Annotated in this window: 20 protein-coding genes and 1 pseudogene; 3 read left to right on the top strand and 18 right to left on the bottom strand. The window is 59.2% G+C overall.

Annotated elements, in window-relative coordinates; translation table 11 throughout:
- The first annotated feature begins 64 nt into the window (after positions 1–64).
- Complete coding sequence (locus NKI38_RS09960; RefSeq protein ID WP_352656895.1) at positions 65–667, top strand: hypothetical protein; 603 nt, start codon at positions 65–67, stop codon at positions 665–667.
- A gap of 56 nt (positions 668–723) precedes the next feature.
- Positions 724–1,182 carry a hypothetical protein gene (locus tag NKI38_RS09955; RefSeq protein WP_352442704.1) on the top strand — a complete coding sequence of 153 codons (459 nt, stop codon included), beginning with the start codon at positions 724–726 and terminating at the stop codon, positions 1,180–1,182.
- Positions 1,183–1,999: 817 nt separating this feature from the next.
- Here NKI38_RS09955 and NKI38_RS09950 read toward each other — a convergent pair.
- The 17 genes and pseudogenes from NKI38_RS09950 to NKI38_RS09870 form a co-directional block, all read right to left on the bottom strand.
- Positions 2,000–2,584, bottom strand: a pseudogene (locus tag NKI38_RS09950) (oxidoreductase); the annotation flags it as partial.
- A 45-nt stretch (positions 2,585–2,629) separates the two neighbouring features.
- A complete protein-coding gene (locus NKI38_RS09945; protein WP_352656893.1) occupies positions 2,630–2,920 on the bottom strand; it encodes an ArsR/SmtB family transcription factor in 291 nt (96 codons plus the stop codon).
- A 283-nt stretch (positions 2,921–3,203) separates the two neighbouring features.
- Complete coding sequence (locus NKI38_RS09940) at positions 3,204–4,190, bottom strand: sugar ABC transporter substrate-binding protein (RefSeq protein WP_352656890.1); 987 nt, start codon at positions 4,188–4,190, stop codon at positions 3,204–3,206.
- Positions 4,191–4,241: 51 nt separating this feature from the next.
- Positions 4,242–5,210 (bottom strand): ABC transporter permease, encoded by a 969-nt coding sequence (locus NKI38_RS09935; protein ID WP_352656887.1) that lies wholly within the window; start codon positions 5,208–5,210, stop codon positions 4,242–4,244.
- A gap of 32 nt (positions 5,211–5,242) precedes the next feature.
- Positions 5,243–6,736, bottom strand: a complete 1,494-nt coding sequence (locus NKI38_RS09930) for a sugar ABC transporter ATP-binding protein (RefSeq protein ID WP_352656885.1) — start codon at positions 6,734–6,736, stop codon at positions 5,243–5,245.
- On the bottom strand, positions 6,733–7,698 hold the full coding sequence (locus tag NKI38_RS09925) for an ABC transporter permease (RefSeq protein ID WP_352656883.1): 966 nt from the start codon (positions 7,696–7,698) through the stop codon (positions 6,733–6,735). The genes NKI38_RS09930 and NKI38_RS09925 overlap by 4 nt, the downstream gene beginning before the upstream one ends.
- A gap of 86 nt (positions 7,699–7,784) precedes the next feature.
- Complete coding sequence (locus tag NKI38_RS09920; RefSeq protein ID WP_352656880.1) at positions 7,785–8,582, bottom strand: SDR family NAD(P)-dependent oxidoreductase; 798 nt, start codon at positions 8,580–8,582, stop codon at positions 7,785–7,787.
- Position 8,583: 1 nt separating this feature from the next.
- Entirely contained in the window at positions 8,584–9,606 is a 1,023-nt protein-coding gene (locus NKI38_RS09915) for a LacI family DNA-binding transcriptional regulator (protein WP_352656878.1), read from the bottom strand.
- Positions 9,607–10,145: 539 nt separating this feature from the next.
- A complete protein-coding gene (locus NKI38_RS09910; protein ID WP_352656875.1) occupies positions 10,146–10,538 on the bottom strand; it encodes a cytochrome o ubiquinol oxidase subunit IV in 393 nt (130 codons plus the stop codon).
- Complete coding sequence (cyoC, locus tag NKI38_RS09905) at positions 10,535–11,161, bottom strand: cytochrome o ubiquinol oxidase subunit III (RefSeq protein ID WP_352656873.1); 627 nt, start codon at positions 11,159–11,161, stop codon at positions 10,535–10,537. The genes NKI38_RS09910 and cyoC overlap by 4 nt, the downstream gene beginning before the upstream one ends.
- Positions 11,158–13,131 carry a cytochrome o ubiquinol oxidase subunit I gene (gene cyoB, locus NKI38_RS09900; RefSeq protein ID WP_352656996.1) on the bottom strand — a complete coding sequence of 658 codons (1,974 nt, stop codon included), beginning with the start codon at positions 13,129–13,131 and terminating at the stop codon, positions 11,158–11,160. The genes cyoC and cyoB overlap by 4 nt, the downstream gene beginning before the upstream one ends.
- Positions 13,132–13,133: 2 nt before the next feature.
- Complete coding sequence (gene cyoA / locus NKI38_RS09895; RefSeq protein ID WP_352656871.1) at positions 13,134–14,012, bottom strand: ubiquinol oxidase subunit II; 879 nt, start codon at positions 14,010–14,012, stop codon at positions 13,134–13,136.
- A 302-nt stretch (positions 14,013–14,314) separates the two neighbouring features.
- Positions 14,315–16,027 (bottom strand): thiamine pyrophosphate-dependent enzyme, encoded by a 1,713-nt coding sequence (locus NKI38_RS09890; RefSeq protein ID WP_352656868.1) that lies wholly within the window; start codon positions 16,025–16,027, stop codon positions 14,315–14,317.
- 133 nt (positions 16,028–16,160) lie between these two features.
- Complete coding sequence (locus NKI38_RS09885) at positions 16,161–16,607, bottom strand: nuclear transport factor 2 family protein (RefSeq protein WP_352656866.1); 447 nt, start codon at positions 16,605–16,607, stop codon at positions 16,161–16,163.
- Between the two features lie 381 nt (positions 16,608–16,988).
- Entirely contained in the window at positions 16,989–17,492 is a 504-nt protein-coding gene (locus NKI38_RS09880; RefSeq protein ID WP_352656863.1) for a sigma-70 family RNA polymerase sigma factor, read from the bottom strand.
- Positions 17,489–18,001 carry a helix-turn-helix domain-containing protein gene (locus NKI38_RS09875; RefSeq protein WP_352656861.1) on the bottom strand — a complete coding sequence of 171 codons (513 nt, stop codon included), beginning with the start codon at positions 17,999–18,001 and terminating at the stop codon, positions 17,489–17,491. Before NKI38_RS09875 ends, NKI38_RS09880 begins: the two co-directional genes overlap by 4 nt.
- A gap of 281 nt (positions 18,002–18,282) precedes the next feature.
- Entirely contained in the window at positions 18,283–18,921 is a 639-nt protein-coding gene (locus NKI38_RS09870; protein WP_352656858.1) for a response regulator transcription factor, read from the bottom strand.
- A gap of 294 nt (positions 18,922–19,215) precedes the next feature.
- Between NKI38_RS09870 and NKI38_RS09865 the strand changes: the two genes are divergently transcribed.
- Complete coding sequence (locus tag NKI38_RS09865) at positions 19,216–19,659, top strand: response regulator transcription factor (protein ID WP_352656857.1); 444 nt, start codon at positions 19,216–19,218, stop codon at positions 19,657–19,659.
- On the opposite strand, the gene NKI38_RS09860 is transcribed toward NKI38_RS09865, so the two are convergent.
- Positions 19,562–23,095, bottom strand: coding sequence for a PAS domain-containing protein (locus NKI38_RS09860; protein ID WP_352656854.1), 3,534 nt, complete (start codon positions 23,093–23,095; stop codon positions 19,562–19,564). The two genes, NKI38_RS09865 and NKI38_RS09860, sit on opposite strands and share 98 nt — an antisense overlap.
- Positions 23,096–23,246 lie beyond the last annotated feature (151 nt).

Genomic DNA, 23,246 nt, shown 5'->3' with positions numbered 1-23,246 from the left:
GACCTGTCCTTTTTCGCGCGGATCATCCATAGTAAACTGTCAAATCTGCAGCGAGGAAAAGGCTATGACCATACTCAAATTTCTACTGGGGGGTGCCGTCGCCATCGCGGGCGCCGCAGCTCTTCCATCCCAATCAAAAGCGTCGGAATGGGGCTGTCAGGTCCTCCTATGTCTTTCCGGCGACTGGCAAGGCACCCCCTCGTGCCACCCGCCAATTTACAAGTTGATTGCGGCGATGGAAGCCCCGGGTTTCAATTGGCCGACCTGTCCGCAAGCCAACTCGAGCGCGGCGAGATTTGAGAAGTATGAGGATTGTCCGTCTGGCTGGCAAGCAGTTGGCAGCTCCGAATCCGATCGGCCGGGCTTAGGTCAAGAACGGAACATCTGCCGCCTCGCGGCTGATAGGCTCTCCTTGCCCGTCGTTTTCAAAAACAACGCCCTCGGCGGGCATCATGGAGACGGATCACGTCAGGTCCAAATCGAAATCGAAGGCAAGGCGGTTGCGGCAACAATCCAGACCGCGGGGAACGATCGAGGGCATTCCATTGGTAATGGCCCGACCTACTATACCATTCCTCGACCGATGCGCGGAAAGCCCTGGTTCATCGAGTATGATGACGCGAACGGCGTGCGCCAGAAAAGCTGGTTTAATCTCAACATGCCATAAGCCAGGCCATCACGTAGGACGAGGACTATGACGGCCACTATTCAGGGAGGTTTGTAGTGTTCAAGGCGCTTCTGCTATCCACAATGATTATGAACACAGGCGCAGTGTTGACGGCGGCTGGTCAGAGCGACAAGCCGCGATCAAGTGTGGACAATCCTATGTGGCCCGCTTCACTGAAATGGGACTGCAGGACCGCTGCCAAAATCGTGTGTGAGCGTGGTGGCAGTTGCTCGGTGGCTGAGGACCACACGGGATTTGTGCTGAACTACGGCAGCAACGAGGCTGAGTTCCCGGCCAGCAATGTCAGGATCAAACGTCACTATCAACAGACCGTGCAGGCAAGCCCATTGCAGCAGGAAGTTAAAGTCGAACTGGCCGACAACCGCGTTCTATGGCTGACGGCCGTGGATGCCAGCCGCACGTATTCGGAAGCGTGGGTCGGCGCACTAAGCGAGTTGAAGGGTGGCGCGGTACTGATGGAATCCGAGGGAGTCTATTGCATGCCGCACAAGTGAGTGCGCCGAGAGGACAGGCGAGCAAGGGCGATGTGGTCTGACCGGGCGCCGACCCCGGCGTTTAAGAAGTGTTCAGAGTCTTCCGTCCGATTTTATCGAGCGGTGAGGTGATGGTAAGTAATATCGATCTGTCGTATCGAGATGTAGAGCAGGAGTAACTGCAACGGCACTTCATCTTGCTCCTCTATGTGACTGACAAAAACTTGAGGCGCGCACCATGCGTACTTTTGCATAACTGGGAAATATTAATTATAACTGGTGAAAGTCGCATAAGATATCTTATGGAACTGACGCTTATACAATGATATCATATAGGTAACTTTCCATAATATCCATTATGTCAAATTGAGAGGATTAGCGCGGGTCCGGCAAATCAGCAGGAAGGTGACCACGGACAACATCTCTTGGACTGTTGTCGCATCTCAGTATTCTGCTTCTTTCCTCCCAAGCCGAACGTTCTATATCCAAAAGGAACAGGTAGGCCCGGAGGGCGTATCAAAGGCCTTGGTTCATTAACTTTTTCGTCGGCCGAAATCAGAAGTCTTTCCGTATTGTTCCGCCACCGATGGCCGCCATATCGAAACCAGCGATATTGACATTCGCTGATGGTGCCATCTCGGATGGAGTTTTGGTCTCGAAGCAACTCAGCCTGATAATCCTGGTGCACAATCATCCCACTTGATATCCCATTTCGCACGGTCGGTCCCGCCTGATCCCGCGGAGGAGCCGTGGTAAACCGTGGTGAAAATCAGGATGTGAAGCTTTCTATGCCCGCGAGGCGATTGGCGGCGGAGTAGTCGGCGGACACAAAACCATGGTTGGTGCCCGAGCGCAGAAACTGGTCCACGAGATATCCATTGGCACCATGGATCTCGACGCCGTCGAAACCCGCCTCTTCGACCGCCGCCTTGGCGGCGCGGTGAAAATCATCGATGATGCCGGGGATTTCGGCCGCATCGAGCGCGCGCGGCTCGGAGGTCTCAGCGAACTCGCTGCTGCCATCCGGCTTGACAAGAAAAGTCTTGGATTTTGCCCTTATCGCGGACGGCGCCACCGGCTTGCCGCCGCCAGGCTGCAACGTATTGTGCGAGATGCGCCCGACATGCCAGAGCTGGACCACGATCTTGCCGCCGGCCTTATGAACGGCGTCGGTGACGCGCTTCCAGCCGGCAAGCTGATCCGCGCCATAAAGGCCGGGTACGTTGGCGTAGCCCTGGCCCTGATGGCTGATGGCGGTGGCCTCGGTCACGATCAGCCCGGCCGTGGCGCGCTGGCCGTAGTAGGTTACCGAGAGGTCGCCGGGCACCGCATTGGGTGAGCGATTGCGCGTCAGCGGCGCCATGACGATGCGGTTCGCCAGTGCCAGGTCGCCGGCCCGCAGGGGATCAAAGAGGTTAGCCATGAGAAATGCCTTTCATGCATTCGGGGGAGGAAATGGGGAGGATCGTCAAAGATCGGACAGGGCGGCCTGAAAAGCGGCGATGGTTTCTTCGTTGCGCTTGTAGAACACCCATTGGCCGACCCGCCGCGTGGTAACGAGGTCGGCCGACGCCAGCGTCGCCAGATGCACGGAAACACTGGACTGCGCCAAGCCGCGATGGTCGAACTGGCTGGCGCAGACGCCCATCTCAAGCGGGTGCGCCTGCGCGGCGAAGTGCCGTTCAGGCTCCTTCAACCACGCCAGGACATCACGTCGAAACGGGTGCGCCAGCGCCTTCATTATGATGTCGTGGTCCATCTTCACCTGCATCGATCTCAACCGATATATAGATCGGGAAGAGACGATATGGCAGGAAATTCATCCCATTCTTGAGGATGATCGGAGAAAGCAATTGTCTCGTATGGCACGAAACCGGAATTGCCGGCCCGGGGCGCACGAAGAGGCGATCGCCGCGACGCTGTGCTGAGCGCCTTCATCAAAGACTCCGCCCCGAAGTCTACAACGGGCGCGCTTGCCAGATAAACACCTCCGGTCACGGCGAGGGCAGATTGCCCTCGCCGTTACCGTCATTTGGAATCGGTTATTTGAAGTCCCGCGACCAGAGATCCGGCGTGTCCTTGATGGTCGCCGGCGTCACAACGCGCCCCTTGGCAAGGCAGCCATCCGGTCCGCACTTCGGATCCTCCCCCTTCTTGATGGCGACAAGGACGCGAACGGCTTCCTTGGCCTGCAAATATGCGTCCCAGGTGGTCGAGACGTCGATGTAGCCATCTTCCATCGGCTTCACGGCCGCCGACAGGAGGTCATTGGTTGCGAGCCACATATGCTTCGGTTCGCCCGTCGGTGCCCATCGGCCGGCCTTTTCCAGGGCGGCCTGGATCGATGGAAACGCGAAGTCGCTCGCCGCGAAGACGCAGTTGGCTTCAGGCTTCGCCGTCAGGGCATTGGTGAGACCCGAGAGAAAAAGCTCGGGATTCCATTCCGTCGGTACCTGGAGAATCGTCTCGTACTGACTGGTCTCCTTGCCGACTTCATTCCAGCCCTTGCTCCGGTTGACCGCATTGATGTCGGTCAGCATGCCCTGAAGCTCGATGCACTTTCCTTTCACACCTGCCTTCTTCAGGATCTCGGCAAAAGCCAATCCGGTGCTGCGCGCCTGGTCATAGCTGTCGCCCCCCACATGCGCAGTCGGCTTCCCACTTGTGGAGCCCCGATCGAATGTGACGAAAGGTATTCCAGCTTCCTTTGCCGCCTTGATCGACGTCCCGATCGCGCCCGAGTCGAAGGCACGGGCGATGATCACGTCGACGCCGGCAGTGATCAGATCATCGATGTTCGCCGCCTGACGGGCAGGATCGGCATTTGCGACGTTGATCGTCCATTCGAATTCCAACCCGGCAGCCTTGCCCTGCTTTTCTCCCTCCGACTTCAGGAAGGTCTCCCATGCCGTCTGAAGCGTGGACTCCTTGGTGTCCAACGAGAAACCGACCTTCAGCGGCTCGGCATGAACAGGCGCCAGGCTTGCGAGACCGAGCAATAACGCAGCACTTAGAATGTAACGTTTCATTTGTTCCTCCTTTAATTGATTGGCTTGTGCGCATATCCAGAACGGACCCGGCTAGGGAACTGTCCTCCATCTGAGCGAAACGCGTCCGCTCTTCAGGGCATCCGCATACATCGCTGCGAAGATCACGGCGCCACCGACAAGCCGATAGGAATAAGGCGTGGCCCCGAGATGGGTGAGACCGTTGCGGATCATCTCGAAGATGAATGCCCCGGGGATAATGCTGAAAAGGATGGTTCCACGGCCGCCCAAAAGGCTGATGCCGCCCACGACGACCGCCGCGAGCGCCGTAAACTCGACACCGCTGCCGAGCCAAGGGCTGACCGCACCGTTCTGAACCGTGGTCAGAATGCCGCCTGTGGACGCAAGTACACCGGCAAGCACAAAGCTGAGGAAGCCTGTCCGATCAACCGGCAGCCCAACCTTTCGTGCAATGGCCACGTCGTTGCCCATTGCCACGAGTTGTCGACCGAACGCCGTCCTGGCATGGAGCAGATGCACGCCGACAAGAATGACGACCATGATCAGGATGTCGGTCGGAATGGGACCTAGCTGAGCGTTGCCCAAGACGCGAATCGGCTCGGGCAGCGGTACCAGCAGCGCATCCGTCAACGACAGGGCAATGCCTCGATAGGCGATCATCGTACCGAGCGTCGCGATGAGGGAGTTTACCTTGAGCACCGAAACGATGGCGCCGTTGACCGCACCCAGAAACGCGCCGCACAGCAGGACGACAATTGTTGCAAGGATCGGGTCGACGCCATGGTCCTTCATGAGAAGCGCACCGATCGCGCACGAGAGGAGCGCGGTCGAGCCGACTGAAATATCCAGCCTGCCCGAGATGATGACGAGGCCGAGGCCCGAGGCAATGACCGCCAACGGCGCCATCGTATGGAAAATGTTCAAGATATTCTCGCCTGACAGGAAATGCTCCGTCAGAACGGAAAACAACAGGAACGTTGCGCCCAGGACAACGAAGAACCCATACTTCACGAGTCCTTCCATGGTGCGTTTGATATTCATGAGTTCGCCTGACATTCAGTTGGGCCTGACATTCAGTTGATCGCCGAGATCGATTGCATCAATTCTCCGCTGGTCGCCGATCCATGCAGTTCTCCGATCAGCCGCCCACGCCTGATGATCAGATACCGATCGCAGACGCGCATCAGCTCCTCGAGTTCCGAGGAGACAATCAGGCAGCTGCAGCCCTGTTCGGCCAGCTCGACGACGAGTTTCATGATTTCCGCCTTCGCGCTCACGTCGAGACCGCGCGTTGGCTCGTCCAGCAGGAAGAGACGTGGATTGGTGGCCAGCCAGCGGCCAAACACGACCTTTTGCTGATTGCCGCCGCTCAGCGTAGCGACGCTTTGCTCCGGGCTCGAAACCTTGATCTGAAGCCGCTTGATCATGGCGGCTGCCAAAGTCCCTTCCCCGGCCTGGGACACCAGCCGCCACTGGTTCAGCAGCGATCTCAAATTTGGAAGCGCAATGTTTTCGGCGACCGAAAGCGGCAGAAGGACGCCTTCGCCCCGGCGATCCTCGGTGACAATTCCGACATGCGAGCGCAGTTGCTCCGAGGTAATGTCGGTCTCGACCGCTCCGTCGCGCCACCGGATCTGTCCAGCGTCGATCGGGTCGAGACCGATCAACGCTCGCAGCAACTCGGTACGCCCTGATCCAAGCAGCCCCCACAGGCCAACGATCTCACCCTTGCGAAGTGAAAAGCTCACATCATGCAAGGCGCCCTGGCGACTGAGACCTGTAACCGAGATCAGTGCGTCGCCGGGCACCGCGACGGGCTCACGGATTCGGCCCTCGGCTTCCGAAATGCCGAGCATGAGGTGCACGACGGTCGAGGCGTCGACCTCCGACATTGCCGAAGACCAGACGGTCTCGCCATTTCGCATCACCGCGATGCGCTCGCAGACAGTGAAAATCTCATCCATGAAATGCGTGATGTAGATGATGGCCACGCCTTCAGCCTTGAGACTCTCGATCACGGCGAACAGCCGGTCACGCTCGGGGCCAGACAGCGACGATGTCGGCTCGTCGAAGATCACGATGCGTGCGCGATGGCGTAGCGCGCGGGCGATCTCGACAAGTTGCCGGTCGCCAATGCTCAGCTGTTCGACGGGCGTTGCGGGAGAGATCTCGCAGCCAAGGCGCGCAAGCAGGACTTCCGCCTGGCGGGTCATTTCCGCGGACCTGATGAACCAGCCGGATGAAGGCATCTCGTCGATGAAGATGTTTTCCGCAACGCTCATCGTTGGAAACATCGTCAGTTCCTGGTGAACGAAGGCGATTCCATGCTGTGTCGCATCGCGCGGCGAGCGCAACGTGACATCCATACCATCGATGGAAATGCGGCCGCGGTCGCTGGCCACGACCCCTCCGAGAATGTTCATGAGCGTCGACTTGCCGGCTCCGTTCGCTCCCATGAGCGCGATGGCCTCGCCACTGCGAGCTTCCAGGCCAGCGTGTGCAATCGCCGGGATGGAGCCGAACGATTTGGCGATGCCATCCATTCGCAAAACAATGTCAGCGGTCATGAGCGGCCACCGCTGCGTCTGTCGGCCGCCACGAAGGCGATGATGACAGCCCCCTTGATCACCAGGCTGAAATAGAACGACACGCCCATCAGGTTCATCGCGTTCGAAAGGACGGTAATCAGCAGCGCACCGAACAACGCGCCAAAAACACGGCCCGACCCACCGTAAATGCTGACGCCGCCGACCACGCAGGCCGATACGATGTCGAGCACCATGCCGTCATTGCCCATGTTCGCCGATGCGGCGCCCAGCCTTGCCGTAACAAGGATCGCCGCAAGGCCGGCCATCAATCCGGAAAAGACGTAGCTCCCGAGCACGACGCGCGCGATCGGAATGCGTGCCACCCGGGCCGCCTTTTCATTGATCCCGACAGCATAGGCCCACCGCCCGACGATCGAAGACCGCATCAAGGTCGTCAGAACGAAACCCAGACCGGCCACGATCAGCACCGTCACCGGGATCTTGAGGATTGGCCGCGCCCCGAATATATCGACAAACGTCTCCGGCAATTGCGAGATGCTCAGAGAGTTCGTCATCCAGACAGTGGCGCCGGAGACCATCGTCATCATGGCAAGCGTCACGACGAAAGGGATCATCTTGAGCCGGCCAACCGCGAAGCCATTGACCGCCCCGATGGCGACACCGGCGCCGATCATGATCAGCGGACCCACCGTCCAATCCCCAGTCGCCTTCATGTAGAGAGCGCCTAACACAGCGCTCATCGCCATGTTGGCCGGCAGAGAAAGATCGATCCCGCCAACAATCATGACCACAGCCATGCCGATCGCCAGGATACCCAAGAGGGATGCCTGCAACAGGACATTGATGATGTTGCCGTAGCGAAAGAAATTCGGCGCAATTACAGCGAGCGCGACCAGGACCGCCGCCAGGACTACCACCGAAACGACGACCTGCCGCGACGGCCATTTCTGGGGCGTTGAGATCGTGCCAGCTAGTGACATGGCCCGACCCTCCAAGATCCATATTTGCATTCGCCCATTGCTCTTCCTCCCAAAACTTCAGCGCCGGCTTTCCGCTATGAAACGTTTCATGTCGGATCAGGCAGCGCCACGCCAAGTGTCGCCATCAGGCCCCCATCCACCTTGAACTCCGCGCCCGAACAAAAGCTCGCCCGGTCACTGGCAAGGAAAGCCACCACCTCGGCAACTTCATTTGGCCGCCCAACCCGTCCGAGCGGTTGAGCATTGCCCCACTGCCGGATCGTATCTTCTTCCTGGCCGGGCGCTGTCTCGGTGGCCGAAAACCGTGTCATCGGAGCATCGATGCAGCCTGGACAGACGGCATTCGCGCGAATGCCGGCTCGGCCGAAATCGACGGCAATCGAACGCGTCAGTGCCAGCATGCCCGCTTTTGACGTCGCGTACGCGGCGACGCGCGCCTGGTTGGCCAATGCCTGAACCGAGGCGATGTTGACGATCGCACCGTGACCACGTTCGACCATACGCGGCAACGCGTAGTGGCAGGCGAGATAGGTGCCACGCAGGTTGACCCCCATGACACCGTCCCACTGGCGGGAACCCATCGACGCCACGGTGCCATAAGGCTGTATCGCTGCATTGTTGACGAGAATATCGACGCCTCCGGTTGCGTCCTCAGCCCGCGACAGTGCAGCTGCAACCTCGGCCTCGACGCTGATGTCGGCGAAGATAGCGTCCGCGGAAAGTCCGTCCGCACGCAATTCGGCTGCGGCGCCCTCGATCATGTCCGCATCGTGGCCCATCAGGATGACCACTCCGCCGCGCTCGGCGATCAGGCGCGCGCAAGCCAGTCCGATGCCGCGCCCTCCCCCGGTGATAACCGCACTTTTTCCCGCAAACTCGCTCACTTTATCCCACCCTCCGGCTGGTCCCCCTGATGGCGGCAGTGGATTGCCTGATCACCAGTTGAGCACCGGCACGAACATGCTGTCCACTGATCGGCCGCTTGCTGATCTGCTGAAACACCAATCGCCACGCATCGACCGCAATCTGGTCAATCGGTTGCTGGATGGCACTGATCGCCGGTCGCAGGAGCCGCAACCACTCAAAGTCGTCGAAGGCAAGAAGCGACACGTCGCTCGGAATATCGATGCCGCAATCGAGCTGAGCGCTGACTGCACCCAGCGTCACGAGGTTGTTCGCGGTGAACAAGGCTGTCGGGCGATCAGCCTCGCGAAACAGACTTCCAATCGAGACCCGCGCTTCTTCGGCGGTCATGCCGACGATCCGCACGTCGGCCCGGCCCTGTCCCTCCCGCATCGCCTGCTCAAAACCGGCGATGCGTTCCTGGGTGTTCCACAGCTTCGGCGAGTTGGCAGCAAGCGCAATGTGCTTGTGGCCGAGCGACAGCAAATAGCGCGTGCCTTGATAAGCTGCGTCGACATTGTCGGTTGCAACGCTTGGAAAGGGGTTCTCGGCCGAAACGCGGTCGACCACGACGCACGGCATGCCTGATCCGACTGTCTTCTCCAAGCCTTCAGACGCATTGAGCGACGGGATGACGATCATGCCGTCGACCTGCCGTTGTTTGAGAATCTCGATGCGTGCCGCGGCCCGGCCGGCATCCTCGCCCGTGGTCACCACCATGACGGTATAGCCACTTGCCGATGCAAGATTTTCCAGTTTTTCGACGAGTGCCGCATAGAAGGTGTTGAGAATGTCGGGAATGATGATCCCGATCGTGCGCGTCTGGCGACTTCTCAGGCTGGCCGCGATGCGGTTGTGCTGGTAGTCCAGCTGGGCACAGGCATCGAAAACGCGGTCACGAAGCTCCGCGCCGACGGTGGGATCGCCGTTCAGGACTTTTGACACTGTCCCAAGCGAAACATCTGCCCGCAAGGCGACATCATTCATCGTCGGTTTTGCGGTCATAGCTTGCGCTTAGCTGAAAATATGAAACGTTTCATATCAAAGACCGTACAGAAGTCACATCTTGGAGTCTAGCCCTTCTAACCGAACAGCGTTCTCACGGCTGACAGCACGACGACAAAAACGAAAAAAGTAATCGTTAGCGGGATCAGCCCCGCGACAATTTCCGATAGGGGTTCCGACGAAGGACTTCGTACAGCTTCGTTCTTTCTGGAGGGCATGGCTTTGATGGGATGATTTTGCTGACCCATTTGAATCTTGCTCCAACATCGAGATGACGCGCGAATCCCGCCTCAAGGTGTGGAAAAGACATGCGCCGAAGAAGCAAGCAATCTTACAGCCGAGGCCCATATGAATTCGAGAGCGCCCAGGCCGCGATTTCATATGGAAAGCGTATGTTGCGCCCGCAGTCGGATCGCGAAACAAGGGCCGGATGGCGAGCCGGAACTCGCCATTCGTTTGAGGCACCGATCGAGGACTACGGCATCTCGTGGAGGGCGTTCACAACCGAGCAGAACCGCCGGGCTGGCTGGGCAAGCGGATCAATAATGCATCTGCATATCCATCATGTCGGCGGGCATCATGCTGCCGTTCAGGTTGGCCATGATCACAAGCGAACCGGCCACCACCAAGAGAACAATGAGCACGCCAAAAGCGAGCGCCAGCACATTGTTGGTGTTTTCCGAGCCAGTGGTGATGTGCAGGAAGAACACCAGGTGGACGCCCATCTGGGCGATGGCCAGAACGGCAAGACCAAGGGGGACTCCAGCTGCCCAAAGAAGTGATGTATTGGCCACCCAGAACGAGAGACCTGTCAAGCCGACAGCGAGCAACAGCCCGATGGTGTAGACAAGCATGCCAGCGGAGTTCGGTCCCTCATTCTCAGTCTCTACCGGCCTGTCGCCGGGAGCGCTATCGTAGCCTGCTTCAGTCATGGCGTTAGTCCTATAAGATAGACGACGGTGAACAGCCCGACCCAGACGATGTCGAGCGCGTGCCAGAACAGCGAGAAGCACTGCAGCCGGCGCTGGACGGCGGGCCGAAACCCCTTCGACGCCACCTGCCCCATCATCACCACCAGCCAGATCAGACCAGCGGTCACGTGCAGCCCGTGGCAGCCGACAAGGGCGAAGAAAGCCGAGAGGAAGGCACTGCGTTGCGGGCCGGCATCCTGTGCGATCATGTCGGCGAATTCGCGGATCTCCAGGGAGAGAAACGCGACGCCGAGCATGAATGTGAGCAAGGCGCCCAGATAGGTGGCGAAACGGCGCCGCGAGTTGACCGCCAGGCTCATGAGCCCGCATGTGTAGCTCGAGGCGAGGAGGCACGCGGTTTCGATGGCGACTCTCGACTGATTGAACAGCTGGGCACCGGTCGGGCCTCCCGCGCTGGCATGCTGAAGCACCGCGTAGGCAGCGAACAGCGCGGAGAACATCACGATGTCGCTCAGCAGGAAGATCCAGAAGCCGTAGGCAACGACAATCCGCTTCGGCGCCGGGCCGGCCTCGCTCGCGCTGGGCAGCGCTTCGCCAGACTCAACAGCAACAGTGACGTTCATATCGCGACTCCCGCCTGGTGAAGCCGATCGAACTCCGCGACTTGCTCTGCCGGCACCTCGGTTTCGTCCCCGTCGCGGAAGGCGAAGACGAGGATCGCCAAGAACGCGCCGATCAGGCCTAGCCCGGCCATCCACCAGATGTGCCAGATCAGGGCAAAACCGATGACGACGGCAAAGAAGGCGTTGACGAACCCGACCGGGCTGTTCTTCGGCACTTCGATCGGCTCGTACTGGCGCGCCGGCTGGGCGTGCTGTGCGCCGGCACGCTGTTTGGCGACCCAGAAGCTGTCGCGCTCGGCCACGTGCGGCAGGATCGCAAAGTTCCAGGCCGGCGGCGGCGACGCGGTCGACCATTCCAGCGTGCGGCCGTTCCACGGATCTCCGGTCACGCGGAGCTGGTCGCGGTTACGTATCGAAACGACGAGCTGAACGATCTGGCAAACGATACCGCCCAGAATGATCGCGGTGCCGATCGCCGCCACCACAAGCCATGGCTGCCAGGCGACATTGTCGTAGTGCTGCATGCGCCGGGTCATGCCCATCAGGCCGAGCACGTAGAGCGGCATGAAGGCGACGTAGAAGCCGACCAGCCAGCACCAGAACGATGCCCTGCCCCAGCGGTCGTCGAGCTTGAAGCCGAACGCCTTGGGGAACCAGTAATTGTAGCCGGCCATGACGCCGAAGATGACACCGCCGATGATGACATTGTGGAAATGCGCGACCAGGAACAGGCTGTTGTGCAGCTGGAAATCGGCCGGCGGCACGGCCATCAGCACGCCGGTCATGCCGCCGATGACGAATGTCACCATAAATCCGATCGACCACAGAATCGGCACTTCGAAGCGCACGCGCCCGCCATACATGGTGAACAGCCAGTTGAAGACCTTCACGCCTGTCGGCACGGCGATGATCATGGTCATGACACCGAAGAAGCCGTTGACGTCGGCGCTGGCGCCCATGGTGAAGAAGTGATGCAGCCAGACGAGGAAAGAGAGGACGCAAATCGCCATCGTTGCGGCCACCATCGAGCGATAGCCGAACAGCGGCTTGCCCGAGAAAGTTGCGACAACCTCGGAAAAAATGCCGAATGGCGGAAGGATGAGGATGTAGACCTCGGGATGACCCCAGACCCAGAACAGGTTGACGTACATCATCGCATTGCCCTGTCCGTCGACCGTGAAGAAATGAAAGCCGAGATAGCGGTCGAGCAGCAGCATTCCCAGGGTGGCGGTCAGGACCGGGAAAGCAGCGACGATGAGCAAATTGGCCGCAAGCGAAGTCCAGCAGAAGACGGGCATGCGCATATAGCCCATGCCCGGCGCCCGCAATTTCAGGATCGTGGTGACGAAATTGATGCCGGTCAGCAGCGTGCCGACGCCCGAGATCTGCAGCGACCACAGATAGTAATCGACGCCGACGCCTGGCGAGAATTGCAGCTCGCTGAGCGGCGGATAAGCGATCCATCCCGTTTTGGCGAACTCACCAACGACCAGAGAGATGTTGATCAGCAGCACGCCCGAGGCCGTCAGCCAGAAGCTGACAGAGTTCAGTGTCGGGAAGGCGACGTCGCGCACGCCAAGCTGCAACGGCAGGACGAAGTTCATCAGGCCGATGACGAACGGCATCGCCACGAAGAAGATCATGATGGTGCCGTGCGCCGAGAAGACCTGATCGAAATGCTCCGGCGGCAGATACCCTTGAGCACCGCCAGCAGCGACGGCCTGTTGCGCCCGCATCATGATTGCGTCGGAAAATCCGCGCAGCAGCATGATGAGCGCCAGCAGGAAATACATGACGCCGACCCGCTTGTGGTCGACGGATGTGATCCATTCGCGCCACAGATACGGCACATAACCTTTCAGCGTGACCCAGGCCAAGATGCCGACAATGGCCAGGACCATGAAAGCACCTGCTCCCATGATGATCGGCTGGTCGAAGGGAATGGCGCTCCAGTCGAGCTTGCCGAGCAGGGTCATTTCTGTGTCCTCTGTGAGGCCATATCTGCGAGCCGCCAAGCGTCGTTCGGCTGTACCGCCAAGCTCACCGCGTGGTTGAACAGGTCGGGCGCGACGTCTCCGTAGGTGAACGGCGCGAGCGCCTCGCTTGGCTTGGCGAGGTCGGCATAGGCTTGCGCATCGAGCGTCGGACCGGCGTCGTGCGTGGTTATCACCCACTGCGCGAAGGCCTCGGCCGGCACCGCATCGACGGCAAACTGCATGTCGGCGAAACCCTGCCCGCTATAGTTGGCCGACAGCCCGCGGTACCGTCCGGCATGATCGGCCTGCAGATGAAGCCGCGTGACCATGCCAGCCATGGTGTAGATCTGGCTGCCGAGCTGCGGCACGAAAAAGCTATTCATCACGCCTGAGGACGTCAATTCGAAGCTGACCGGAGCGCCAACTGGGATGGTCAATCGATTGACGCTTGCGATGCCTTGGTCCGGATAGATGAACAGCCATTTCCAGTCGAGCGAGACCACCTGAACCCTGACAGGCTCGGCCGCGGAGACAATTGGCTTGCGCGGGTCGAGGTCATGCGCACCGACCCAGGCAACGCCCCCAACCAGCAGCACCGTCATGGCGGGGATCGACCAGACAAGCAGCTCAAGACGGCCTGAATACTCGAAATCGGGCCTGTAGCGCGCGCGCCCATTCGACGAACGAAACCAGAACGCGACGCCCAGCGTGGCGAGGATCGTGGGGATCACGATCGCCAGCATGATGCCCAGCGAGTTGAACAGAATCTGGCGCTCTGCGGAGGCGACAGGTCCTTGAGGACTGAGAACGCCCTCCGAACAGCCTGCAAGGATTACCAGTCCGATCAAGGTGGTAGTCCGCAGCCACAGCCGCATATCAGATCTCCTCATGATCAGCGTCCATTCCTCAAACTTGCATCTGCCAAAACAATTATGCTTGTACGGTGCTGCTCAGCCGGGGCCGATCGTGCTCATAGAAGTACTCATCAGCGAGACAGGCGCATCACTTCGGTTGTCTCAAGAAGGTTTTTCGCCGCGCTCATGCAGTTCAGTGCGGTGACAATTTGGGTGGAAAAGAAACGCTGAGGTTCATGCGCGCTTCCGTGAGCTGCCGGGCTGCGAAAATCTCCGGCCACAGCTGTGGAGCCGTCTTGTGCCGCGAAACAAACCGGCGCTGGTTACAGGAAGTTTTCTCTCACCATTTCCCAGACATCCCCTCCGCGACCGTGCAAAACAGCGCGCGCCGAATAAAGTGCCATGCCGACTGCTGGGCCTGCGGCCATAAAGGGGGGCATGACCAGCTGCAACGGGCTGACATGCACGTGCAGCAGAGCAGGTCCCGGTTGCCCAAGCCAGTCCTTGACGCCCGCCTCAAGGTCGTCGGCCTTGGAAACCGTCTGGCCCCAGAGGCCGAGTGCTCGTGCAACTTCGCCAAAGTTCGGATTTTTCAGCCGGGTGAAAGTATCGAGCATCCCCTCGGCCTTCTGCTCGATCTCCACGAAGCCGAGCTTGCCATTGTCGTAAACGGCAATCTTGATCGCCAGTTGCTCCTGCACGACGGTCATCAGATCGCCGAAAAGCATCGAGAGGCCACCGTCGCCGGCCAGGCAGATGACCTGCCGGCCCGGCTGCGACTTCTGCAGCCCAATGGCCGACGGCATGCCGCCAGCCATGCTTCCGTGCAGGAGACTGGCAAAGGTGCGGCGTTGACCATTGGTTTCGATGTAACGGACAAGCCAGGCGGCCGGTGTGCCGTCGTCCGCCGAAAAAACCGCGTCCTTCGCGGCGTGGCGGTTGATCGCTTCGGTCAAATAGGTTCCGGGAATGCAGCCGTCACGACCAGCCACGGCCTTCGTCTTTTCCGATTGCCTGGCTTTGGCGTAGCGACGCAAATATTGGTCGCGGAAGGAGGCGTCGGTGCGCTCCACCAGTTTCGGCAGCAATGCTTCCAGAGTTGCCTTGACGTCGCCGACAACGCCCTTTGTGACCGGATGGCGTCGCCCGATATGTGTCGGGTCGATGTCGACCTGAACAATCCTGGCCCTGTCGGGGTAGAACTGCCGCCAGGCAAAATCTGCCCCCAGAAGCAGCAGCGTGTCGCAATCGAGCAAGGCGTGATAGGCGGCCTCGTTGCCGAGCATGCCGGTCATGCCGATATTGTAGGGATTGTCGAACTCGAGGAAGTCCTTGCCCCGCGAGGTATGAGCGATCGGAGCTTTCAGCCTCTCGGCAACGGCCAGGATTTCCTGATGCGCGCCCTGGCAGCCGGATCCGCCATAGATGGCAAGTCTCCCGCTGCTGTTGAGTAGCCCCGCGATTTCGTCGAGATCGCCATCACTCGGACGAACAACGGGCTCTGACAGGTGAATTGCGAATGGGACATCATCGAGCACCTCTGACGCGGAAACGTCCGCTGGTACGATGAGAACGGCAGCACCCCGCTTCGACAAGGCGGTCTGGCAGGCGATAACCGTTTTGCGACGAGCTTGCTCTGGCGTGTAGATCATGTCGCAGAAGACGCTACAGCTTTGGTAAATCTGCTTGAAATCGACTTCCTGGATGAAATCGAAGCCCAGTTCGTCGCGAATGATCTGGCTTGCAATAAGAATGACGGGCGCGCGGTTTCGGTTTGCTTCAAAAATCCCGTTGATGAAATGAAGGCTGCCGGGGCCGCAACTTCCGGCGACGGCTGTAAGATGACCCGTCAGCTGTGCCTCGGCCTGCGCGGCGAAAGCGCCGGCCTCCTCATGTCTCACCGACACCCACTCGATCTTGCTTCGCTCGAGTGAACGCGCGATCAGATTGAGCGTATCGCCGACGACGCCGTAACAATGTTCAACACCCGCACTTTGCAGCGTTTCAACGATGATATCTGCTACCTGCCTGCTCATAATGCCTAACCTGGTGAGACCCTTTTAGGGTCTCACTATGCGGCTACCCAGATGGCTGATCTTGGCTGGGACTGCGAGGACTTGGATTGGATTGCCGCAGTGGTTTGGCGAGACACCCTTCACCTAACTCGTCCTACGGCGTTGAGATGCGCGTATCCGTCCAGTCGACCATCAGTCTACGTTCTGCGAAGAGCCAGACACCGTCCTGCTTCACGAGTTGGTCCAGATATCGGATCGAGGCCAGCATTAGAGTCCGCTGATCGCCATTCACCGTGAGGTGATGGGCGATGCAATAGCTCTCGGCAGCCGCGCGATCGCCGTTCAGGCGAACGGTGCTCTGACCATTGAAATGCGTGGTCGCCTGGTACTGGTTCAGATCGGCGAACACCGGGGCGAGCGCTTCGCGGCCGTGGATGACATAGCTCGGCTCCGGGGATCGGCTGTCCATAAACACGCGGAACGCAGTATCTTCTGTGAAAAGCGCCATCTGGCCCTTCGTGTCGCGCCCGTCGGCGCAATGCGCGTAGGCATCGATCAACTCTCGGATGGCGAGACGGTCGGTCGCCTCCGCCGAAGTCATCGTTGGGGCCACATCCTATCCTTTCGTGAAGCTTTCGGCTCGATCGCGGTCATACTGGGCAAGCTAAGCTAACAAATCGCTCGTGGCGCTCAGCTTACCGCGACCACTCGGACTGCAGCATGGGGGCTTCGAAACCTATGATCTTGGACAGGGCTGCGTTTGCTTGCACGCCACTGCTGAGACACCCTCCCGGCAGACTGGCATCTATGGGATCCCAAACACCTAGGGAGAGCAGGATGTAAATTAGCTTTGTTGTATCGCGAGTTGTTTGGACTTCGCGAACTTGGCCCCCGGGCCGGGCGGGGTAAGGATGGCGGATCTTTGGGTCGGGCGGCACCATGAGCGTTGTCGTGCAGCAGTCTTGGTCGTGCTGACATCCGCTCATTCCTTCGACACCGTCATCTTGCGATGCGATACGTCGTCCAGAATCGATCGCAGATCCTCTCTTCCCCCCGCAATCCGAGACGCGAGCGTGTCGAGCGTGATGCCAAGCACATGCGCTGCGTCCGCATAAGAAAGGTCCTCAACAGCGACCAGCGTCAAAGCGGCGCGTCGCTCTGGGACAATCTGCTGTAGTGCTGCCAGCACCTCGGCCGAAGCGATCTCTTCGGGCTGCCCTGCCGGAGCGGCGGCCGCATCAATTGTCTCGGGCATCAGCGCCTCGGTATGGACACCCCTGATGCGAAGCAGATGATCGATGATTAGTTTGTGCATAATCGTAAACAACTGGCGTCTCGGCGGATCGTCGGATTTCCAGCATTCGATTCGAGACAACGCCCTTTCCAAGCAGTCCTGCACGAGGTCGTCCGCCGCCTCGGGGTCGCGCATCAGCGAGCGCGCATGGCGGCGCAGCCAAGGAATCTCCTCGGCAATTGCACGCCTCATCGCCGCCACAGAGTCTCGCGCTCGCGCCGCCAGTTGGCCGGGCTCTGGCCAAAAGCATGCCTGAAGAGCTTGGACAAATGTGCCTGGTCGGAAAACCCGACGCTCAGAGCGATCTCGCTCAGCGAAGCTGCGCTCGTCAGCATCAGGTGACAGGCTTCCTCAAGCCGCCGTCTCACGATGTAGGCATGCGGCGGTTCTCCGAATGCCTGTTTGAACGAGCGCGAGAAGTGGGCCGTACTGCGCCGCGCAACCCCGCTGAGATCACTCGCGTGGATCGTTCGATGCAGGTTCCGGTCGATAAAGGAACGAACCCGGGCGATCTGCCAACCCGCCAATCCACCCGTTCTGGAAGTGTTGACGCCTGAACGGCGCTCGATCTCCAACTGGAGGATGGATGACGCCGCAGCCAGCGAGGTCCTCGCTGCATCCTGGTCATGCTCGATCTCGCTTTGGGCTGCTTCAAGCAACAACACGAGGCTGTTTGCCAGGGAGCCAAACTCAAGATCCATTGGAGCTGAAACATCCGCGGCATCGCTGTATGGCCGTTCCATATCGAACCCTCGACAAACACTTCGTACCAGCCGGCGCGAACTTCATGCGGGCTCTCAAGAGAACCGAACACGAACTCGGCCGTGGTGACAGGCAGTTTGATGGTTTGAGGTGGCGCGATCTATTGCACGCGGGTGGCGCGGAATAGGGAACTGGTTTGACTGGACTGAACTTTGGCTTACACCGGGAATAACCGCAGACCGACTATCGTTGGAACCACACCGATCGATGGGGCTGCGCTTCAGGAGTACTGCGGCTCCTCCTCAGGAACAAGTTGCAGCTTTTCCGCCATTCGGCTGAGCGCAAGAATGGAATTGGCTTTCATCTTTCGCATCAGCCGGCTGCGATGCACCTTCACCGTTGCTTCAGCAATGCCGATATCGCCGGCAATCTGTTTGCTGAGGCGCCCGCGCGCGACCTCGATCATGATTTCACGCTCCCTTGGGCTGAGCGATGTGAACCGCTCCCGGACAGCGATCAGGGCCTCGTCATTCTCCCGCCGGGCACGATCGCGAGCGAGGCCTAGCTGAATGGCGTCGAGGAGCTCCTGGTCGCGGAATGGCTTGGTCAGGAACTCGATGGCGCCACCCTTCATCGCCTGCACCGACATGGCGATGTCGCCATGCCCTGTGATGAAGATGATCGGGATTTGCCGGTTCGCCGCAGCGAGCTGGCGTTGTAGATCAAGGCCGCTTCGTCCCGGCAATCTGACGTCGAGCACGAGGCAGGTGGGACCATTCGGTGGGTCCGACTCGAGAAACTCGGAGATCGACGCAAACAGCCGAGCCTCGAGGTCGAGCGATCGCAACAGACGCCCGATCGAGGCGCGCAGGGCTGCGTCGTCGTCGATGACCAGAATGGTTGCGTTCGCATCCGACATTGGTTCTGCTCGCGATCAAAGGGGCGGACAAGTTAGCCTTTGTCTCGGTCTGCAAGGTCGCGTGCTCCTTTGTAGCGAGCTTAGTCCCGACCGGTGGACGTGAACAAGTCCCATTCTCCATCAGGGGATGGCCGCTGGCGTAAACGAAAGTTTATACGATCTGCCACCCGTTCGACGGGTCGGCTGCCTTGCAGCTTCGGAATTCCCGTCCCGGCATAAGCCAAAGTTTACAAAAACCGGTATTGCTCCACCATCATTCTTGGGCGCACGCTGACGTATTCAAAGGCGGGTGAAATGGCGTTTCTCGGCTCCCGCGCTTCATCTCGTGCGCATTCCGGAGCACACATGCCGCCGGTGTCGTTGGTCTCAGTCGTCGAAGATGACCAGTTCTTTCGCGAATCCATGAAAAGGCTCATGAGATCGCTCGGTTACGACGTTGCGATCTTCCCTTCGGCAGCAGATTTCCTTGCCTCGCCTTGCCTCGGCAAAACCGCCTGCCTGATCGCCGACGTCAATATGCCGGCAATGACGGGACTCGAACTCCATAACCACTTGATCGAGGCTGGTTACGTGATCCCGACGATCCTCATTACGGCCTACCCCGACGACCTTGACCAGACCCGCGCGATGAACGACGGCGTCATTTGTTACCTTCGTAAGCCGTTTGATGAGCGCTACCTGATAGGGTATCTCCGTCAGGCTCTCCGGTTCGGACGGCCGAGCGACGAGGTTTCGTAAGGTCCTTGCCTGCGCCTGGCAAGGAGAACCGAAAGGCGGCGCCACCTGATACATTCAGGTCCGCCCATAGCCACCCCCCATGCGCATCGATGATCGACCGGGAAATAGACAATCCCATCCCTACTCCATTTGGTTTCGTGGTGTAGAAAGCCTGGAAAACGCGATCAAGACTGTCCGGATCAATCCCTGGCCCCGAATCGCGCACTGAGACCAGAACGCCACCGGTCGGGGTTTGCTCGGTGCTGACGGACAACTGCCGCGGCCCCACCTCGATCGTGCTCATGGCTTCGACCGCGTTCAGGACCAAATTCATGACGACTTGTTGCAATTGAACGCGATCCCCTTCGATGGAAGACAACGCCTCCGTGAGGTGGGTTCGGACCGAGACTCCATTCGTGGTGATTGCGCTTCGCGCCAACCCAATCACTTCGTCGATGGCATCATTCAGATCGAAACGAGACTTTCGTGGAGGCGCTTTCTTGATGTGATCACGGATACGGTCGATGATGTCTCCGGCTCGGTCAGCATCGTCGACGATGGAGGCGAGCGCTTCTCGAATTTCGCCCAGATCGGGCTGATTTCTATCCAGAAAGTGCATAGCCGCCCGGGCGTTATTGCGCGCTGCGGCAATCGGTTGCGTGATTTCGTGGGCCAGCGAGGCGCTCAGTTCTCCTACTATGCTCACGCGGTTCATATGAGCGAGATCCGACTCCAGCTGACGCAGCCTCTCATGCTCCTCCTGCGCGTGTATGAGTGCTGTCACGTCGGTTCCGGTGCCACGATAGCCACGGAAACCGCCGTCAGTGTCAAACACCGGCCTACCTGTGGCCTTCACATGGATGGCAGAGCCACCGCGGCGAGCGGAGTGATATACAAAGTCGCGGAACGGCTTGTGTGAATCGAGTGTTGCCTGGAGCAGGCGCCATTTCTCCGGCTCGGTTTCAAGATCAAGAGCGCCGTCCCAGCACGCTGTGCCGATCCGATCTGCGGCGTCTGATCCAAACGCATTCTCGGTCAGCACCGTGAATTTGTAGTCCGGACCGATCTCCCAAAACCAATCAGACGCACTTTCGGCGTAGTCACGGAACTTCGCCTCGCTCTCGCGCACTGCCTCCTCGGTGCACTTGCGTTCCGTCACATCGACATTTGTGCCTATCACTTCGACAAGGTGTTCGCTCGGGGAGAACAGGTGATGGCTGGTCGCCGCCAGGTATTTGACTGTTTGATCGGGGAGCACAATTCTGAACTCGCCGGAGTAGTCTTCCTTCCGGCTCAATGCCTCCTGTATACTCGCCCACACACTATCTCGATCGTCTGGATGGATCCGCTGCCACACAGCGTCGCGGCTCGGAAGGCCGTCCCGTGGATCAAACGCCCAGAGTCGGTAACCCTCGTCCGACCAATAAAGATACTGCATCGTTTCCGCGTTGAGGGCCCAGGTGCCGGTATGGCTCAGCCTTTGCGCTTCGGCCAGATAAGCTTCGCTGCGGCGCAACAGAGCTTCGGCTGTCTTGCGCTCCGTTACGTCGAGCTGCGTCGTAACAATCTCAGCCAGCTCCCCGCTGGGCGAAAATACAGTTTGGCCGATTGTTTCAAGGTGTTTGACCGTTCCGTCGGGCAGTACGATTCTGTACCCGATCGAGTAACCCGTCTTCTCGATCACCGCGCGCTGGACCACTCCGTTCAGTCGGTCGACGTCACCCGGATGGATCCGTTGGAATACCGCTTCGCGGCTCGGAACGCCCTCTGCCGGATCAAACCCCCAGATGCGAAAAGTCTCGTCCGATCCATAGAGAATCTTCGTCTCGTTGTAGGCCGAAACACCGCTGTGACTGAGCCTTTGTGCTTCGGCCAGATAAGCTTCGCTGCGACGTAACCGGTCTTCGGCCTTCTTGGCTTCATCGACGTCGACAGACAGGCCATACCATTGGATGATATGCCCCTGTTGATCGCGCAGAGGCTGGCAACGAGCATGGTGCCAACGAAACTCGTCGTCGGCCCGACGCAGACGAAACACACCCTCGTACGACATTCCAGTCTGAATTGCGTGATAGAAAGCCTTTGCGGTTTCCGGATAGTCATCCGGGTGCACGAATGCCTCCCAACCACGCTGCTTGAACTCCTCGAATCGCATACCGCTGAAGTCCAATAGGCTCTGACTGATATGGGTCGGTTCACCGTCGGGTCCGTTCGCCCATATGAAGCCTGGTACCGTTTCGATAATTTGACGGAGCTTGTATTCACTCTCCCGAAGGGTGTCCTCGGCACGTTTGCGCTCTGTCACATCGAGGATCGTACTGACAGCCTCCACAAATTCTCCGCTTGCTGAGTACCTGGGATGAGCGGACGCTTCGATATATTTGACGCTTCCCGCGGGCAATAAGATTCTATACTCGAGTTTGTAGTCTCTCTTTTGCCGTATCGCTCGCCGGGCCTCCTCGGTCACCCGTTCTCGGTCGTCGGGATGGATCATTTGCAGCGCAGCTTCGCGGCTCGGGATGCCGCTAAGCGGATCGAGCCCAAAAATTCGATAAGTCTCATCCGACCAATAGAGGATGGTTGTGTCGGTGAAGGCCGAGGAACCGGTATGGCTCAGCCGTTGCGCTTCCGACAGATAGGCTTCGCTGCGGCGCAGCAGGTCTTCTGATTGCCTAGCTTCATTGATGTCGACAGACAGGCCATACCACTGGATGATCCGTCCCTCCCGATTGCGCAAGGGCTCACCACGAGCATGGTGCCAACGAAACTCGCCGTCCGCCCGACGCAGACGGTGTACAGCCTGAAACGACGTTCCAATCTGAATTGCGTGATCCAAAACCCTTGCAGTTTCTGGAAAGTCGTCGGGATGCAGAAAGGCCTCCCAGCCGCCGTTCTGGATGTCCTCAAGTCGCATGCCGGTATAGTCAAGCAGGCGCTGATTGACTTGGGTCGGGTCGCCGGCGGGGTCGGCTGACCAGAGGAGGCCTGGTACCGTTTCAAAGATCTGACGGAGCTTGTATTCGCTTTCCCGAAGAGCCTCCTCCGCCTTCTTTCGATCGTCAATGTCGATTAGGACGCCAAACCAATCGAGCACACGGCCATCGCTGGCCTTCAGTGGGGCTCCACGTACATTGAACCATCGATATCGACCGTCCGCGCCGCGAAATCTGCAGACCACATCGTGAGGATTTTCAGTTTCGAGATTTTCCAGCCAACTCCTCACTTTGAAGGCGACGTCATCCGGATGGACTCTGTCCGCCCATCCCCAGCCAGAGATCTCGCCAAGCGGTGCACCAAAATAGTCGAGCACACGGCTGTTGACGTATTCGATATTGCCGTTGGGCGCGGCTCTCCACACCAGCGTCGGGATCGTCTCCACCAACAAGCGAAGCTCTTGCTCGCCGCTGAAGTGTGGTTCCTCGGCTCCGTCACCATCCTTTGACACTGGTTGCTCCATGCCCGGCCTCCAGATTCGGACCTGCCTTTGTCGGAGACGCCATGTCGCAGAGGATCACTGATGACCCAACAAAGGTGGCGCCGTCACCTTACCCCCTGCGCTAGAGAGGAGCCATGTGTCCTTTCGACCTCATTCGGAGGTTCGGCGAAGC

Origin of the sequence: Mesorhizobium sp. M0621, assembly GCF_040320745.1 — a bacterium.
Classification (GTDB): domain Bacteria; phylum Pseudomonadota; class Alphaproteobacteria; order Rhizobiales; family Rhizobiaceae; genus Mesorhizobium.
The sequence above is the reverse complement of the archived record's forward strand: the minus strand, read 5'-3'. Positions and strand labels throughout refer to the sequence as shown.

Bases quoted from the DNA above. Each gene is read 5' to 3' on its own strand.
- NKI38_RS09960 (WP_352656895.1), top strand. From the start codon at position 65: ATGACCATACTCAAATTTCTACTGGGGGGTGCCGTCGCCATCGCGGGC.
- NKI38_RS09945 (WP_352656893.1), bottom strand. From the start codon at position 2,920: ATGGACCACGACATCATAATGAAGGCGCTGGCGCACCCGTTTCGACGT.
- NKI38_RS09940 (WP_352656890.1), bottom strand. From the start codon at position 4,190: ATGAAACGTTACATTCTAAGTGCTGCGTTATTGCTCGGTCTCGCAAGC.
- NKI38_RS09935 (WP_352656887.1), bottom strand. From the start codon at position 5,210: ATGAATATCAAACGCACCATGGAAGGACTCGTGAAGTATGGGTTCTTC.
- NKI38_RS09930 (WP_352656885.1), bottom strand. From the start codon at position 6,736: ATGACCGCTGACATTGTTTTGCGAATGGATGGCATCGCCAAATCGTTC.
- NKI38_RS09925 (WP_352656883.1), bottom strand. From the start codon at position 7,698: ATGTCACTAGCTGGCACGATCTCAACGCCCCAGAAATGGCCGTCGCGG.
- NKI38_RS09915 (WP_352656878.1), bottom strand. From the start codon at position 9,606: ATGACCGCAAAACCGACGATGAATGATGTCGCCTTGCGGGCAGATGTT.
- NKI38_RS09910 (WP_352656875.1), bottom strand. From the start codon at position 10,538: ATGACTGAAGCAGGCTACGATAGCGCTCCCGGCGACAGGCCGGTAGAG.
- cyoC (WP_352656873.1), bottom strand. From the start codon at position 11,161: ATGAACGTCACTGTTGCTGTTGAGTCTGGCGAAGCGCTGCCCAGCGCG.
- cyoA (WP_352656871.1), bottom strand. From the start codon at position 14,012: ATGCGGCTGTGGCTGCGGACTACCACCTTGATCGGACTGGTAATCCTT.
- NKI38_RS09890 (WP_352656868.1), bottom strand. From the start codon at position 16,027: ATGAGCAGGCAGGTAGCAGATATCATCGTTGAAACGCTGCAAAGTGCG.
- NKI38_RS09885 (WP_352656866.1), bottom strand. From the start codon at position 16,607: ATGACTTCGGCGGAGGCGACCGACCGTCTCGCCATCCGAGAGTTGATC.
- NKI38_RS09880 (WP_352656863.1), bottom strand. From the start codon at position 17,492: ATGAGGCGTGCAATTGCCGAGGAGATTCCTTGGCTGCGCCGCCATGCG.
- NKI38_RS09875 (WP_352656861.1), bottom strand. From the start codon at position 18,001: ATGGATCTTGAGTTTGGCTCCCTGGCAAACAGCCTCGTGTTGTTGCTT.
- NKI38_RS09870 (WP_352656858.1), bottom strand. From the start codon at position 18,921: ATGTCGGATGCGAACGCAACCATTCTGGTCATCGACGACGACGCAGCC.
- NKI38_RS09865 (WP_352656857.1), top strand. From the start codon at position 19,216: ATGGCGTTTCTCGGCTCCCGCGCTTCATCTCGTGCGCATTCCGGAGCA.
- NKI38_RS09860 (WP_352656854.1), bottom strand. From the start codon at position 23,095: ATGGAGCAACCAGTGTCAAAGGATGGTGACGGAGCCGAGGAACCACAC.